The sequence below is a fragment of the Lampropedia aestuarii genome (genome assembly GCF_004803635.1).
Taxonomy (GTDB): domain Bacteria; phylum Pseudomonadota; class Gammaproteobacteria; order Burkholderiales; family Burkholderiaceae_C; genus Lampropedia; species Lampropedia aestuarii.
The window spans coordinates 19196-34363 of the sequence record NZ_SSWX01000005.1; the positions used below are offsets into that span (position 1 = coordinate 19196).

Genomic DNA, 15168 nt, shown 5'->3' on the forward strand with positions numbered 1-15168 from the left:
TTTGCGTTGCACGTTTTTGGCTTAACGGCCTGCGTGTGGAAAAAAGTGAATGCCTGCGTGCTGCAGCAGGCCCATCGTGTATCAATTACTGGAAGCGCAACATGGCTGCATTCAACGAAGAGAAGATTCTCTCCATCCACCACTGGAACGACACCTTATTCAGTTTCAAAACCACGCGTGATCCTTCACTGCGTTTCTCCAACGGCCACTTTACGATGATTGGACTGCCGGTCAATGGCAAGCCCTTGTTGCGCGCCTACAGTATTGCCAGTGCCAATTACGAAGAGCATTTGGAGTTTTTCTCCATCAAGGTTCCGGACGGCCCCTTGACCTCGCGCTTGCAGCACATCCAGGTGGGCGATACATTGCTGGTGGGCAAGAAGCCCACAGGCACGTTGCTGTTGGACTATTTGTTACCAGGCAAACGCTTGTACCTGCTCTCAACTGGTACTGGCTTGGCGCCGTTCTTGAGCACGATTCGCGACCCTGAAACCTATGAGCGTTTTGAGCAAGTCATTCTGGTGCATGGCACGCGTTTTGTGAATGAGCTGGCATACCAGGAACTGATTAACCACACCTTGCCAGAGCACGAGTTTTTGGGTGAGTTTGTCAAAGGCCGCCTGCATTACTACCCCACCGTGACGCGTGAAGATTTCCGCAACCAAGGCCGTATTACGACCTTGATTGAGAATGGCAAATTGTTCACCGATTTGGGCTTGCCCGCCATCAACCGCGCAGAAGACCGCATCATGATTTGCGGCAGCCCTGCCATGTTGTTTGATTTGAAAAATCTGTTCGAGCACCGTGGCTTCATTGAAGGCAATACCTCGACGCCAGGCGAATTTGTAGTGGAGCGGGCATTCGCAGAGAAATAGGCGGCCACGGCTTGGCTGTGCGAGTGTGACGGCCTGCGTGCGATAAAAAACGCCCATGCGGGCGTTTTTTTGCGTCCAATGCGTGGTGCACGCTTAGTGCCAAGTTTAGTGCCTGGTGCTATTGGCTGTTGCAGGCCTGCTGAATACCAGCCGCATCCAAAACGGTAATGCCGCCGTAGTCAATGCGAATCCAGCCATGCTGGCGAAACGCTTGCAAGACTTTGTTGACCGACTGGCGCGAGGCCCCAACCATCGCGGCCAGCTCGGATTGCGACAAACGCACCGTGCTGCTGGCGCTAGAGGCACTGCCCGCTGCACGGGTAGCGGCGCCGTTAGAGGGCAAGCCGCGATGCACCGCTAAAATCTGCCGCGCAACCCGCACGGTGACTGCATCCAGGCTGGCGCCTTCGTAGCTGTGCGAGACCACCCTCAACTGCGCGGACAGCAAGCGCATGATGGTGCGGTCAAAGCTAGGGAATTCTGTGCTGAGCTGCACAAAGGCGCTGCGGCTCAAAACACCCACCTCGACAGCCGTGCTGGCTTCGGTCGTTTGTGGGCGCGGCTCATGGTCGACCAAGCTGGTCTGGCCAAAGCAATCACCAGGCTCAAACAGGGTGTAGGTGATGTGCTTGCCGTCTGGGCGCAACACCGAGATGCGCACATGGCCGGATACCAGGCGAAACATTTCTGTGCCTGGCGAGCCTTGCTGGTAAATCAATTGCCCAGGACGGTATAGACGTTTGCGCAGCTTGGCCACAAAGGCGCGACTGAGCTCTGGCTCCATCCATTGCAGTAAATCAAACTTGGTATAGGCCATGGGTACGCGAGATTGCCCTTTGAAAACCGCATCATAGGGGCATCTGCAGCGCTCGTGGCGGCAGAGCCGGCAGGCCGCTTACAGCACGGCAGCCAGCTGCTCTGCCAACTCCCCAAAGCTGTTGGCATGGAAGTCCCAGACCTGCTCGGCAGCGCGGTCGGGCGCGGGGGCGCCACCGTATTCATTGGGGCGTGCCACATAGGCTGTTTGCAGGCCGCAGTCGCGCGCTGCTGCCAAGTCGCTGTGGTGGCAGGCCACCAGGCACAGCTCGCCCGGTTGAAGATGCAGCAACTCGGCGGTACGCAAATAAGCCTGAGGGGCGGGCTTGTAGTGCTGTGACACCTCAGCGCCCAATACCGCGTCCCATTGCAAGCCGTTGAAGCGGTTCATGGCCACCATCAAAGCCACATTGGCATTGGACAAGGTGACCACAGGCAGCAGTTGGCGCAGTTGTGCCAAGCCTTGTGGCACGTCTGGCCAGGGCTGCAATTGCCGCCATGCCAGTGCCAGCTCGGCCACTTCCGCAGAGTGCTGCAGTGCCGCTGGCAGGCCGTGCTGTGCTAGCAGCAACTGCAGCATTTCGTGGTGCAAGGTATCCAGCGCCACAAAATCACGTGCGCCACTGCGGCAGGCAGCCATCGCCGGTTGGTAGAGCGCACGCCAGCCATCGGCAAATTGTTCTGGGCTGATGTGTGGCAGGTGCTGGGCGACAAAACCGCTGGCTTGCTGCGCAATGCTGCTGCGCCAATCAACGACGGTGCCAAACACATCAAAAGCCAGGGCTTTAGGGGCTTGCATAGGGGCAACCTTTCTTTTTATAGAGATCGCGTGAGGCCGCTGTTAGGCCACTGCACTGAAAAAATTTCGCAGCTCAGCGGCCACGGCATCGGCTGCTTCTTCGGGTAAAAAATGCCCGCCAGGCAATGCCTTGCCTTGCACGTGGTGGGCCCATTGACGCCAGATGCGCACCGGCTCGGCTTTGGCGATATTACCGTGCTCGCCCCATAAGGCCAGCAACGGCGCCTGAATAAAGCGCTGGCCCAGATCTTGTGCGTCGTGCAGTTTGTCCAGGTGCCAGCCCGCGCGGTAGTCCTCACACATCGCATGCACGCAGGCCGGATCGCGGATCGCAGCGCGGTAGTCGGCCATGTGGGCGGCGGGAAATTCAAAGCCGGGCGCGGATTGGTATTGATGTCCCCAATCCACAAAAAACTCCGGATTGCCGGCCAGCAAGGCCTCTGGCAGACCGCCGTCTTGCGCAAACAAGGACCAATGCCACATGCGGATGGCACTGGTGCTGTTGAGCGCGTTCCACACATCCAGAGTGGGGACGATATCCAATACCGCGATGGCGGCCACGGCCTCGGGGTGGTCCAGCGCCAGCCGATAGGCGACTCGGCCGCCGCGGTCATGGCCGGCGAGCAAAAAGCGGCTATAGCCTAGGGCTTGCATCACCGCTATTTGGTCCAGCGCCATGGTGCGTTTGGCGTAGTTGCTGTGGTCGGCATTGCCGGCGGGCTTGCCAGAGCGGCCATAGCCACGCAGATCAGGCAGCACAATGGTGAATTGTGTGGCCAACTGCTGGGCCACTTCGCTCCAGCACAGCCGTGTTTGTGGGCAGCCGTGTAGCAGCAGCAAGGCTGGGCCTTGGCCGCCTATGAGCACATCGATGGGGACTTCGTCAGCGCCAAGCAGTGTGCGGCGTTCAAAGCCTGGGATGAGCCCGCTGGGCATGTCAGTGTGTGGGGTAGAGGTCATGAGATAGGCTCCAAAGGGTTAAATGACGGCTTGGGCAGGGGCGGTATGGGCGTGTTCAGCCAGCCAGTCGAGAAGTAGCGCATTGACGGCCTCGGGGGCTTCACGGTGCAGAAAGTGGCCCGTGCCTGGGACTTCCTGGTAGCGGTAGGTGCCACAAAAAAATCCGGCTTGTTGGGACATCACCTCGGCGCGCACATCGTCTGCACCGCACACCGCCAAGGTGGTCGTGGCAATCGGTGCATCCAGCTGGTGCCACAGGGCTGCGTGGGCGGGGTCGCGGTAGTCGCTGCGCAGCAAGGCACGGTAATACCCGACGCAGGCAGACAAGCAACCCGGCTCGGCCAGCATGCGCTTGATGTGCGCCAGATGCGCATGTTCCTGGTGTTTGGGGGACCAGTCGCGCCAGAGAAAATCAATGAAGGCGTAGTCATTGAGTGGCACGGCGTGCTCGGCCATGCCATCGATTTGAAAAAACCACCAATGAAAAGCGCGCTGTATTTGCACCGGGCTGAGCGCATCGCCCAGCGCTGCGTTGACATGCGGGATGGCCATCACGACGGCGCTGCGCACCGCCTGCGGGTACATGGCCAGCACCCCGTAAGTAATCGCCGCGCCCCAGTCCTGAGCAATGATATGGGCGGGCTGGCCGTGGTTGAGTGCGCCGATCAATTCGCGCACATCTTTGGCCAGGGTGATGCGGTCGTAATAGGGCTGGCTGGGTATTTGGCTCGGCGCGTAGCCGCGCAGCCAAGGTGCCACCACGCGCCAGCCTTGGTTGGCCAGCGCAGTTATTTGTGCCTGCCAGGTCCAGGCATTGTCGGGAAAACCGTGCAGCAGCAACACCAGTGGGCCTGTGCCAGCTTCCAGATAGGCAAAGTCCAGGCCGTTGGCGCGCACGGTTTTTTGGCTGATGGCGCTCATGCCGCAGCACCTTGCAACGCCGATTGCGCCGCGCGTTGTCTAGTGCCCAGCAGCAGCGCGAAAACCCCCAGCACAACTATCGTGGCCATCAAATAAATGCCCATCGTGGCGCTGCCAGTTTCGGTGCGGATTTTGCCAATCACGAAGGGGCTGAGAAAACCGGCCAGGTTGCCTACGCTGGCAATGATGGCGATGCCTGCGGCCGATTCTGCGCGTGACAATGTGGTGGTGGCATAGGTCCAAAAAGGCGGCAGCGAGGAGTACAAACCGGCCGTGGCCACGGCCAACAAGGCCAGTGAAATGGCGAACTGCTTGCTGGCCATGGGCAGGACCACCAAGGCTATTACACCCAAACAGGCGGGCAAGGCCACGTGCCAGCGCCGTTCATTGAGGCGGTCGGAGCTTTTGCCCAAGACAATCATGGCCAAGCCCGCGACGGTGTAAGGAATGGCAGAGTACAGGCCAATGTGCAGGTAGTTCGACACGCCCAGTTCGCGAATCGTCATCGGCAGCCAAAAGGCAATGATGTAGCCACCGGCCAAAATCGCAAAATAGACGAAGGCAAACAAATACACCAAGGGCTGGCTGAAGGCGCTGCGCAAAGTCGGCTGCTGTGCCTGGCCGCCTGAGCTGGCCATGTTTTCAGCGGCAATGGTGTCGATCACCGCCCGCTTTTCTGCCGCACTCAGCCATTGGGCGTCTTTGGGTTTGTCGTCCAGGTAAAAGTACACGATCAAGCCCAGCAGGCAGCTTGGCAGGCCTTCGATGACAAACATCCACTGCCAGCCGCGCAGACCGGCGTAGCCATCCATGGATTGCAAAATCCAGCCTGACACAGGCCCGGCGATGATGCCGGAGACCACCAGTGCGCTCATAAACAGGGCCAGCACTCGGGCCCGGTAGGCCGCTGGGGTCCAAAAGGTCAGGTACAAAATAATGCCGGGGAAGAAGCCTGCTTCAAACACGCCCAGCAAAAAACGCACGATGTAGAAGTGCATCGGGGTTTGCACAAACATCGTCGCCGCTGAGGCCAGACCCCACAGCACCATGATGCGCAGCATGGTTTTGCGTGCGCCAATTTTCTCCAGCAGCACGTTGCTGGGGACTTCAAAGAAAAAATAACCAATAAAAAACAAGCCCGCACCAAGGCCGTAAATGGCATCTGAAAAGGCCAGGTCCTGCTTCATCTGCAGCTGGGCAAAGCCGATGTTGATGCGGTCCAAAAAGTTCATCACATAACAGACGAACAGCAGGGGCACAATGCGCCGGATGATTTTGCGCATGGTGGTGTCCAGCGGGGCGGCGGACGCACGGGACTCCAAGGTTGAGGCTGTCATGGTATGTCTCCAATGATTGTGAAGTAAATGCCGTCTGTTGCGGCGTTAGGCAAAAAAGTCGCAGTTCTGCCGCGTGAGGCAGTGGGATCGGCCCCGCACCAGCAGCCGCATGGGGGCTTGGCCACGGCCCGTCCCCATGCGCTAAAAGGCTCAGCGCTTAGACCGGTGTGGAGGTGCCGGCTGCGCCAGAGTGCGTGACCGCACCGCGATCGGCTTGGCCGACCAAGCGGGCGTATTTTTCATCCACGCCGCTCAAAGGCTCGGGGCGCTGGCGTGCGCTCCAAGCGGCTTTGCGGCGTGCCAGCTCGGACTCGTCCACCAGCAGGGCCAAGCTGCCCTGGCTGGCATCAATGCGGATGCGGTCGCCATTGCGTACCAGGGCCAGTGGCCCGCCTTGCGAGGCCTCGGGCGAGACATGGCCAACGCACAAACCGCGGGTGCCGCCTGAGAAGCGTCCATCGGTGACCAAGGCCACCGTTTGTCCACGGCCTTGGCCGACGATGGCCGAGGTCACGGAGAGCATTTCGCGCATGCCCGGTCCGCCGTGTGGGCCTTCGTTGCGAATCACCAGTACATCGCCTTCTTCGTACGCCCGCGCACTGATGGCTTGCAGGGCATCGGCCTCGCTTTCGAAGACGCGCGCCGGGCCTTCCAACTCAAGCCGTGTCAGTCCGGCGATTTTGATCACCGCGCCGTCGGGTGCGAGATTGCCGCGCAGCACGACCAGACCGCCGCTGGCGCGGAACGGATCGGTGTGGGCGCGCACAATCGTGCCGTCTGGTGCGGCCACATCACGCAGCGCATCCTGCAGCAAGCGCCCGTCGAGAGTGGGGACGTCCCCATGCAAAAAGTCACCGTCTAGCAAGGCTTTGAGGACCACCGGAATGCCGCCAATGCGATGCAGCTCATAAGGCACATGCGGCCCGCCTGGCATCAGGCTGGCCAAGGTGGGCGTGCGCTGCAGCACCTCTTGCATATCGGCCAAGGTGAATGAGAGGCCGGCTTCATGGGCCAGTGCGGGCAAGTGCAGTGTGGCATTGGTGGAGCCACCCGTGGCTGCGACCACGGCCACGGCATTCTCCAGCCCTTTGCGGGTGACCAAGTCGCGTGGCAGCGGCCGGCCATCGCGCAGCACATTGGCCATCAGCTGCTCAGCGGCGCGGCGAGCGACGGCTTGGCGCTGGGAGAAGGCCGCTGGAATGCCAGAAGAGCCTAAGGGGCTAAAGCCCAGCACTTCGGCGATGCTGCCGGCGGTGCCCGAGGAGAATTGGCCAGGACAGGCGCCTGAGGTGGTGACGATATTGCGGCCCATGTCTTCCAATTGCGCTGCACTGATCTCGCCAGCGTGCACGCGGCCCACGCCTTCAAACATGCGCAGCGGATTGACCTGCTCGCCCTGGTGCCAGCCCACCAACATTTGGCCGCCATGCAAAAAGAGGCTGGGGACATTCATGCGCACCATGGCCATGAGCAGGCCGGGAATGGTTTTGTCGCAGGCGCCAATGCCGACCAGGGCGTCGTAGGACTGGGCTTTCATCACCACTTCGACCGAGTCGGCAATGATTTCGCGCGACATCAGGCTGTAGCGCATGCCATCGTGCTGCTGGGACAGCACATCGGAGACCGAGACGGTGGAGAATTCGCGGGCAGTGCCACCGCCCACTTCAATACCGAGCTTCGCAGCCTGCACTTGCGGCAGCAAGGACTGGGAGCAGGGACTGACTTCGCCATAGGTGTGGACTACGCCCACGAAAGGCTGTTGGATGGCGGCATCGTCCAGGCCGGTGGTGCGCAGTTGCCAGCGGTGCGGTGCGCGTTCTAGGCCGTGTTTGACGATTTTCGAGCGGCGGGCGGGGTCGTAGGCCGTGGTGTCGGGCTGCGGTTGAGTCGGTTGTGTCATCGTGATTGCTCGGGCTGGTTCAATGGCATGCCAGCCCTCTCCTTGTGCCTGAACTCTAGGGCCGAGGCATGGCCCAAGAATGTCAAGTGCTAGACAATCTGGTGGTCTCAAACGTGCAGGTTTTCCCTAGCCAGCAGATGCTTGTCAGGCGGTGCTTAAGCCGGTGCGCGATAGGCCTTTAAACCTTGTGAGAGGCGCTGTTGTGACTCTTGGCGCACCAGCTCCATCAGCGTGCGCATGGCCGAGGTCGGGGTGCGTTCGGCAAACCACACCATGCCCAAATCCACCCGCAAAGGATTGTGATGCGGCAGGCGCCAAGGGGTAATGCTCAGTGTCTCAAGCAGGCCTGCATGCAGCTCGTGATGGAATAACTCGGGTGGGGCCAGCAGCACGGCATCGCTGCTCAGCACAAAGTCGCGCAAGGCCGCCACGCTTTCGCACTCAAAGGCGATCGGCACTTGCTCGGGCAGCGCGTAGCCTAGTGCATTGGCCAGGTTGCGGCGGATCGGGCGGGGAATATGCACCGAGGCCAAATCCATGTCATGCAAAACGCTCAACGGCAGCTGCCGGCGCTTGGCCAGCGGGTGACCGCGCCTGCACAGCACGCTGCTGGTGTAGCAGCCCAGCGGCTCCACCGACCAAGGCCCTTGCATCGGTATTTCTTGGATGTCTGAGAGAAACAGATGGATCTCTTCGTCTTCGAGCTTTTGCAGCAGGGCGGCGGTATGGTCAACCTCGAGCCGAAAACGCACATGGTGCAGGCGCTGGCGGGCCGCGGCAATCACCGGCACGGTCAGCAAGTTGCTGGTGTAGGGACCAGAGCCGATGGCGATATCGCCCGCCTCGCCGCAGCGCAGCAACTCGGCTTCGCGGCTGAGGTTGGCTGCTGAGGCCAGCAGGTGGCGCGCCAGTTTCAAGATGCGGGCACCATCGGTGGTGATGTGCACATGGCGGGAGGCGCGGTCAAACAGCTTCAGACCCAGCTCCGCTTCGAGGCCTGCAATGCTGCGGCTAAATGCCGATTGCGACAAAAAAGCCCGTTGCGCGGCTTTGGCAAAGTGCTTTTCTTCGGCCAAAAAAAGCAGGTGCTGCAGGTCTTTGATCTTAGGGAGCATGCGGGTTTTTCTGGGGTTTTGTTGCGTTTATTGCATTGATCTTAGGCAATTAATTCATTGGACGCAATGCACAAGGGCCTCCAAAATGCCCTGATAACAACGCAAAACTGTGCGCCCCAAGGAGATGACAATGACCGACACGCTGGCGCGTCGTGCCACGACGCTGGATGATAAATACGAGGTGCAAAACGACTGGGTGTATTTGACGGGCATGCAAGCGCTGGTGCGGCTGCCGCTGCAGCAGCGCGCGCGGGATGCGGCGATGGGCTGGAATACCGCAGGCTATATTTCGGGCTACCGAGGCTCGCCAATGGGGCGCTACGACATGGAGTTGTGGGCGGCTGAGGCGCAGCTGAAAAAAGCCAATGTGGTGTTTCGCGCCGGCCTGAACGAGGACTTGGCAGCGACTGCGATTTGGGGCAGCCAGCAAGTGGGCAACTTCGCTGGGGCACAAGTCGATGGTGTATTCGGTATTTGGTATGGCAAAGGACCTGGGGTCGACCGTTCAGGCGATGCCCTGCGCCACGCCAATTTGGCGGGCACTGCGCCGCGCGGTGGGGTGATTTGCCTGGCGGGTGATGACCATGGCGCCAAAAGCTCGACGGTGGCGAACTTCTCCGATCCGATCTTCATGGCCGTGGGCATTCCCATCTTGTATCCGTCCAACACCCAGGAGCTGCTGGACTATGGTTTGCATGGCATCGCCATGAGCCGCTACAGCGGCTGCTGGGTGGCTTTGAAGGTGGTCACTGACGTGGTCGAAGGCGGTGGCTCGGTGTGCGTGAGCGTCGATGCGCCGCAGATTCACACCCCAGCCCAGCCAGCCATGCCTGCGGACGCACAAGGGCATGGCGTACACATTCGCGCGGTGGATATGGCGCTGCCGCAAGAGCAGCGTTTGTATGTGCACAAAATTCATGCGGCACTTGCTTATGCGCAATGCAATGGCCTCAATCGCATTACCGTGCACCCGGCGGCAGCCAAGGTGGGCATTGTGGCCGCTGGCAAAGCCTGGCAAGACCTGCTGCAAGCGCTGGCTCAAATGGGCTGGAGTGAGCAGCATCTGCAGGACTGGGGCATACGCTTGCTCAAGGTGGGCATGATTTGGCCGCTGGATCCGCAGATCGTGCGCGAGTTCGCCGCAGGCTTGGATACGGTTGTGGTGGTCGAGGAAAAACGCCCCATTCTCGAAGACCAATTGCGCACTATTTTGTACGGCCAGGCGCAGGCACCGCAGTTGGTGGGCAAGTACTTTGATGGCAGCGTGTTTGATCCGCTGCGCAGCGCGATGGCCTTTCCCGATTATGGCGAGGTTTCGCCGCCCTTGGTTGCCCAGGTGCTGCGCCGTGCTTTGCAAGCCCACCTGCCAGCCGCTGCATTTGCTGCCACCACCCCATTGGAGAGCCAGTCATGAATAAACCCCAACGCGCCCCAAGTTTTTGCTCTGGCTGTCCACACAACCGCTCGACCCGCGTGCCCGCAGGCAGCCGGGCGCTGGCCGGAATTGGCTGCCATACCATGGCCATGCTGGCCGATCCGCTGACCACCACCACAGTCTCGCACATGGGGGCCGAAGGCGTGATGTGGCTGGGTCAGCAGCCGTTTACCAGTGAGCCCCATGTGTTTGCCAACTTGGGCGATGGCACGTTCTCGCATTCGGGCTTCTTGGCCGTGCGCCAGGCGATTGCGGCTGGCGTGCCGATGACCTACAAGATTCTCTACAACGGTTTTGTCTCTATGACGGGCGGGCAGTCGGTGGAGACGGGCCTGTCGCCGCTGCAAATCCTGGCCGGTTTGGCAGCCGAAGGGGTGAAGAAAATGGCCGTGGTCACCGACGAGGTCGAGAAGTACCAGGGCATGGCCTTGCCGGCAGGTGTGCAGGTGTATGACCGCAGCGAGCTGGAGGCCGTGCAGCTGGAGTTTCGCCAGTACCCGAACGTGTCGGTGATTCTGTATGACCAGCCCTGTGCGACTGAGCGCAGGCGCCTGCGCAAGCGCGGCAAATGGGCTGATCCGAATCGGCGTAGCTTTATCAATCCAGCGGTGTGTGAAGGCTGTGGCGATTGTGGCAAGGTGTCCAATTGCATGTCGATTGAGCCGCTGGAGACCGAGCTGGGCCGCAAGCGCCGCATCAACCAAAGCAGTTGCAATAAGGACTTCACTTGCACCGAAGGTTTTTGCCCCAGCTTTGTCAGCGTTGAAGGGGCAGTCCTGAAAAAGCGTGCCAGCGGCCAGTCACCAGAGCGCGCGGCAACTGGCACGACGCTGGCCTGGCAGGGGGACGTGCCCGAGCCCCAGTGGCCTGTGCTGACCCAAACCCATAGCGTATTGATTGCTGGCATTGGCGGCACGGGTGTGGTGACGATTGGCCAGACGCTGGCGATGGCCGCCCATCTGGATGGGTTTTTCAGCTCCAACCTGGATGTTACCGGCCTGGCGCAAAAGTATGGGGCAGTGCATTCGCATGTGCGCTGGGCGCCTCAGCCACAGATGTTGCATGCCACGCGCATTGCCGCAGGCGAAGCCCAGTCCTTGATTGGCTGTGATTTACTGGTCGCATGCTCTGACGATTCGCTCGCGGCCATTGAGCCTGCGCATGGCGCAGCCGTGGTGTGCAGCGATTTGATTCCGACAGCAGCCTTTGCGCGCAACCCTGACTGGAGCGTCAATACTGCGCAATTGATGGATGAGCTGCGGGCACGTGTGGGCGAGCGTTTGCTGCTCTTAGAGGGCCAGCGCCTGGCGCAGGAATTGATGGGCGATCCGATCGCCGCCAATATGTTCATGCTGGGCGCTGCCTGGCAGCTAGGTCAAATCCCTTTGAGCTATGCCGCCATTGAGCGGGCGATTGAGCTCAATGGAGTGGCGATTGCGATGAACAAAGAAGCGTTTCTGTGGGGGCGCCGCGCCGCCGTGGATTTGCCGCAGGTCGAGCGATTGGCGAAGGCGCGCAGCCCAGCCAAAGTGTTGCAGTTCGTGCCGCGCAAGAACAAAAGCGCCCAAGAAATCATGGCCCATCGCCAACAGCATTTGCAAGAGTATGGCAAGCCCGCTTTGCAAACGCGTTATCTGGCCTTGTTGGAGCGTGTGCGCCTGGCTGAGCAGGCCGTCTCGGACCAAGGCCGTTTGACTGCCGCTGTTGCACATAACTACCACCGCGTACTGGCGGTGAAGGACGAGTGGGAGGTGGCACGTTTGTATGCCCACCCCGATTTTCAGCGCGCCTTGGAGGAGCAGTTTGAAAGCGGCTTTCGCCTGCAGTTTTACCTTGGATCGGGGCCGTTTGCGCGGCGTAATACAACCACCGGCGCCGTGCAAAAAAGCGCTGTCGGGGCCTGGATGATGCAGGTCTTTAAAACCTTGGCCAAATTGCGCGGTCTGCGTGGCACTTGGCTCGATCCGTTTCGCTGGAGTGCCGAGCGGGCACTGGAGCAGCGCTTGTTGCAGCAATACGAGCAAGACATAGAGCGCATTCTGGCCGAGCTGCACGCTGGCAATCTCGATCTGGCTGTGCAAATTGCGACCTTGCCAGAATCGGTTCGTGGTTACGGCCATGTCAAAGAGCGCCAAGCCGAACAAGCCGATGAAGCGCGGCGCCAGAAATGGCTGCTGTGGTCTGTGGCTCAGGAGCCGACAAGCAGCCCCACACCGCAGGCACAAAAACGCGCCTAAGCGCTGCCAACACCACCCTTGAGCCTGGTCGCAAGCGCAAACCTTTGGCTTGCTGGAGCGCCAGAATTGCCTTTGTAAGGATTGTGATGAAACCCAAAATAGCCATTGCGCTGCCCTTGCCCCAAGACCTGCTGTCAGACCTGCAAAGCTGGGCGCAGCCTATGCTTGCGCCATCTGACAGGGCCTGGCAGGCGGCCGAATGGCAGGCCTGCTTGGCGCAAGCCGATGCTGCACTGATCAGTGTTTTCACCAGCGTGCAGGCCGCCGATTTGAGCGCTGCACCCCACTTGCGCATGATTGCCAGCGTGGGCGTGGGCACCAACCACATGGACGTGGCTGCATGCCAGCGCGCTGGTGTGCAGTTGAGCAATACTCCGGGCGTGGTCGAGCATCCGACCGCTGACCATGCATTTGCATTGCTGTTGGGCGCAGCACGGCAATTGGCTGCTGCCGATGCCTTTATTCGGCAAGGCTTATGGCGCCAACCCATCGCCCCGCTATTGGGGCTGGATGTGCACCACCGCACACTGGGGATTGTGGGGTTGGGCGGTATTGGCCGGCAAATTGCGCGCCGTGCTGCCGGTTTTGATATGGAGGTGCTCTATACCCAGCGCACCCCTTTGAGCGCAGCGCAGCAAGCCGAATACGGCGCGCAATACCTGCCTTTGGATGAGCTGCTGGCCCGTGCTGACTTTGTGGTGTTGCAGCTGCCTTATAACGCCGATACCCACCACCTGATTGGGCGGCGCGAGCTGGCGTTGATGAAGCCCAGCGCCATTGTGATCAATACCGCGCGCGGCGGTGTTGTCGATGACTTGGCTCTGGCAGAGGCCTTGCAACAAGGGCGCATTGCGGGTGCGGGCTTGGATGTGTTTGAGGGCGAGCCGCAAATACCCCCCCAATTGCTGCAAGCGCCCAATCTGCTGCTGAGCCCCCATCTGGGCAGCGCCACAGCAGCCACACGCCGAGCAATGCTGGAGCTGGCAATCGAGAATCTGCAGGCCTATTTCAAGCAAGGTCGGTCACTGAATCCAGTGGTGAACAGGCTCTGAGCGCGCCCAGCAATAGGAAGCCGCTGGGAAGCCGCTGTACTGACTTGCGGTGAGTCTGTCTTGTGCCGCCCATGGAACTCGTGCTTTTCTCGTTGTTTCTATGAGTGCCTTTGGCGGCGCCTTGAAAAGCAGGTGGGGCTTGCGCCAGTTTTTTTGAAGACTGGGCACCTGCTTTGAGCTTATCGATCTTTGCCAGCCCCGAACGAGCTGGATGTTGGGGGTGTTAAACGTCAATCTATTGCGTATATTTTGTCCATTTGGTTCGCAAAATGGTGCACATTCGCAGCAGATGCGTGTATTCTCGCGGTGCAAAAAATTACCCCTGCAATCGACCCGTTTTGGTAAGAGGCCCGCATGTTTCAATGGACAAAAAAATCATCACAAGCACTGGACAATGGAGGTGTGATCGCTCCTGACGAGCGGCTGCCTTGGCCGCAAACTGGCATCATGGGCGTGCAGCATGTGGTGGCCATGTTTGGCTCGACCATTCTGGCGCCGATCTTGATGGGTTTTGACCCCAATATCGCCGTGTTGATGAGCGGCATTGGCACCTTGATCTTTTTCCTGATTACCGGCGGCAAAGTGCCCAGTTATCTGGGCTCGAGCTTTGCCTTTATTGCCGTCGTGGTGGCTGCCACCGGTTATGCAGGGCCGGGGCTCAATGCCAATATTGGCCCTGCCTTGGGCGGCATTATTGCGTGCGGGTTGATCTACACCTTGATTGGTTTTATTGTCAGCGCCATTGGCACGGATTGGATTGAGCGGCTGATGCCACCGGTGGTGACGGGCGCTATTGTGGCGGTGATCGGTTTGAATTTGGCGGCCATTCCGGTCAAGAACATGGCCAGCAACAACTTTGAAGCCTGGATGCAGGCGCTGACTTTTGTGTGCGTGGCCTTGGTAGCGGTGTTCACGCGGGGCATGGTGCAGCGTTTGCTGATTCTGATTGGCCTGATTGTGGCCTCGATATGCTATATCGCGTTGACCAATGGTCTGGGTTTGGGCAAACCCGTGGATTTCTCAGGCATTGCCAACGCCGCTTGGTTTGGCTTGCCAAGCTTCACGGCACCTGTGTTTGACAGCCGTGCCATGCTGCTGATTGCGCCGGTGGCGATTATTTTGGTGGCAGAGAACCTGGGCCATATCAAAGCGGTGACTGCAATGACTGGGCGCAATATTGACCAGTACATGGGCCGTGCGTTCATTGGTGACGGTGTGGCCACCATGGTCAGCGGCAGTGCCGGTGGTACTGGCGTGACCACCTATGCAGAGAACATTGGCGTGATGGCGGCCACCCGCATTTACTCCACCGCCATTTTCTTGGTGGCTGCCGTGGTGGCGGTATTGCTGGGCTTTTCGCCCAAGTTTGGTGAGGTCATCCGCGCCATTCCTGTGCCGGTCATGGGCGGCGTCTCGATTGTGGTATTTGGCTTGATCGCGATTGCTGGTGCAAAAATTTGGGTCGATAACAAGGTCGATTTTTCGCAAAACAAGAATCTGATTGTGGCCGCGATCACCTTGATCCTGGGCACTGGTGACTTCACACTGCATTTCGGTGGCTTTGCGATGGCAGGCATTGGTACTGCCACTTTTGGTGCGATCCTGTTGTATGCATTGCTCAATCGCAAAGCCTCAGACGGTACACCGAAGTAATGTGTCAAGGCGGCTCAATGACCCGCCTTTTTCTTTGCGATGTGGCAATGGCTTGAGGAGCGCCGGTG

12 protein-coding genes are annotated in these 15168 nt (G+C 59.7%); 5 read left to right on the plus strand and 7 right to left on the minus strand.

The genetic code is table 11. From position 1 onward, the window contains the following. Positions 1–101 precede the first annotated feature (101 nt). Positions 102–875, plus strand: coding sequence for a ferredoxin--NADP reductase (locus E8K88_RS04955; protein WP_136405560.1), 774 nt, complete (start codon positions 102–104; stop codon positions 873–875). Positions 876–993: 118 nt separating this feature from the next. Here the strand turns inward: E8K88_RS04955 and E8K88_RS04960 are convergent, their stop codons facing one another. The 7 genes from E8K88_RS04960 to E8K88_RS04990 form a co-directional block, all read right to left on the minus strand. Next, positions 994–1692: a Crp/Fnr family transcriptional regulator gene (locus E8K88_RS04960; protein ID WP_136405561.1), complete on the minus strand. Its 699-nt coding sequence runs from the start codon at positions 1690–1692 to the stop codon at positions 994–996. 78 nt (positions 1693–1770) lie between these two features. Then, positions 1771–2490 (minus strand): haloacid dehalogenase type II, encoded by a 720-nt coding sequence (locus E8K88_RS04965; protein WP_136405562.1) that lies wholly within the window; start codon positions 2488–2490, stop codon positions 1771–1773. A gap of 42 nt (positions 2491–2532) precedes the next feature. Then, positions 2533–3450 (minus strand): alpha/beta fold hydrolase, encoded by a 918-nt coding sequence (locus tag E8K88_RS04970; protein ID WP_240754330.1) that lies wholly within the window; start codon positions 3448–3450, stop codon positions 2533–2535. Positions 3451–3468: 18 nt separating this feature from the next. Then, the gene (locus tag E8K88_RS04975; protein WP_136405563.1) at positions 3469–4371 is read right to left on the minus strand and encodes an alpha/beta fold hydrolase; all 903 of its coding nucleotides are present in this window, start codon (positions 4369–4371) and stop codon (positions 3469–3471) included. After that, the gene (locus E8K88_RS04980; protein WP_136405564.1) at positions 4368–5708 is read right to left on the minus strand and encodes an MFS transporter; all 1341 of its coding nucleotides are present in this window, start codon (positions 5706–5708) and stop codon (positions 4368–4370) included. The genes E8K88_RS04975 and E8K88_RS04980 overlap by 4 nt, the downstream gene beginning before the upstream one ends. A 157-nt stretch (positions 5709–5865) precedes the next feature. Then, positions 5866–7608, minus strand: a complete 1743-nt coding sequence (locus tag E8K88_RS04985; RefSeq protein WP_136405565.1) for a dihydroxy-acid dehydratase — start codon at positions 7606–7608, stop codon at positions 5866–5868. 155 nt (positions 7609–7763) lie between these two features. After that, entirely contained in the window at positions 7764–8723 is a 960-nt protein-coding gene (locus tag E8K88_RS04990) for a LysR family transcriptional regulator (protein ID WP_136405566.1), read from the minus strand. A 130-nt stretch (positions 8724–8853) separates the two neighbouring features. Between E8K88_RS04990 and E8K88_RS18270 the strand changes: the two genes are divergently transcribed. The 4 genes from E8K88_RS18270 to E8K88_RS05005 all read left to right on the plus strand — a co-directional run bounded on the left by E8K88_RS18270 (position 8854) and on the right by E8K88_RS05005 (position 15100). After that, on the plus strand, positions 8854–10137 hold the full coding sequence (locus E8K88_RS18270; RefSeq protein ID WP_240754331.1) for a hypothetical protein: 1284 nt from the start codon (positions 8854–8856) through the stop codon (positions 10135–10137). Beyond that, positions 10134–12395, plus strand: coding sequence for an indolepyruvate ferredoxin oxidoreductase family protein (locus E8K88_RS18275; protein WP_240754332.1), 2262 nt, complete (start codon positions 10134–10136; stop codon positions 12393–12395). Before E8K88_RS18270 ends, E8K88_RS18275 begins: the two co-directional genes overlap by 4 nt. 86 nt (positions 12396–12481) lie before the next feature. Then, positions 12482–13447: a 2-hydroxyacid dehydrogenase gene (locus E8K88_RS05000; RefSeq protein WP_168797250.1), complete on the plus strand. Its 966-nt coding sequence runs from the start codon at positions 12482–12484 to the stop codon at positions 13445–13447. A gap of 354 nt (positions 13448–13801) precedes the next feature. Next, complete coding sequence (locus tag E8K88_RS05005; protein ID WP_136405568.1) at positions 13802–15100, plus strand: solute carrier family 23 protein; 1299 nt, start codon at positions 13802–13804, stop codon at positions 15098–15100. Positions 15101–15168: the final 68 nt, after the last annotated feature.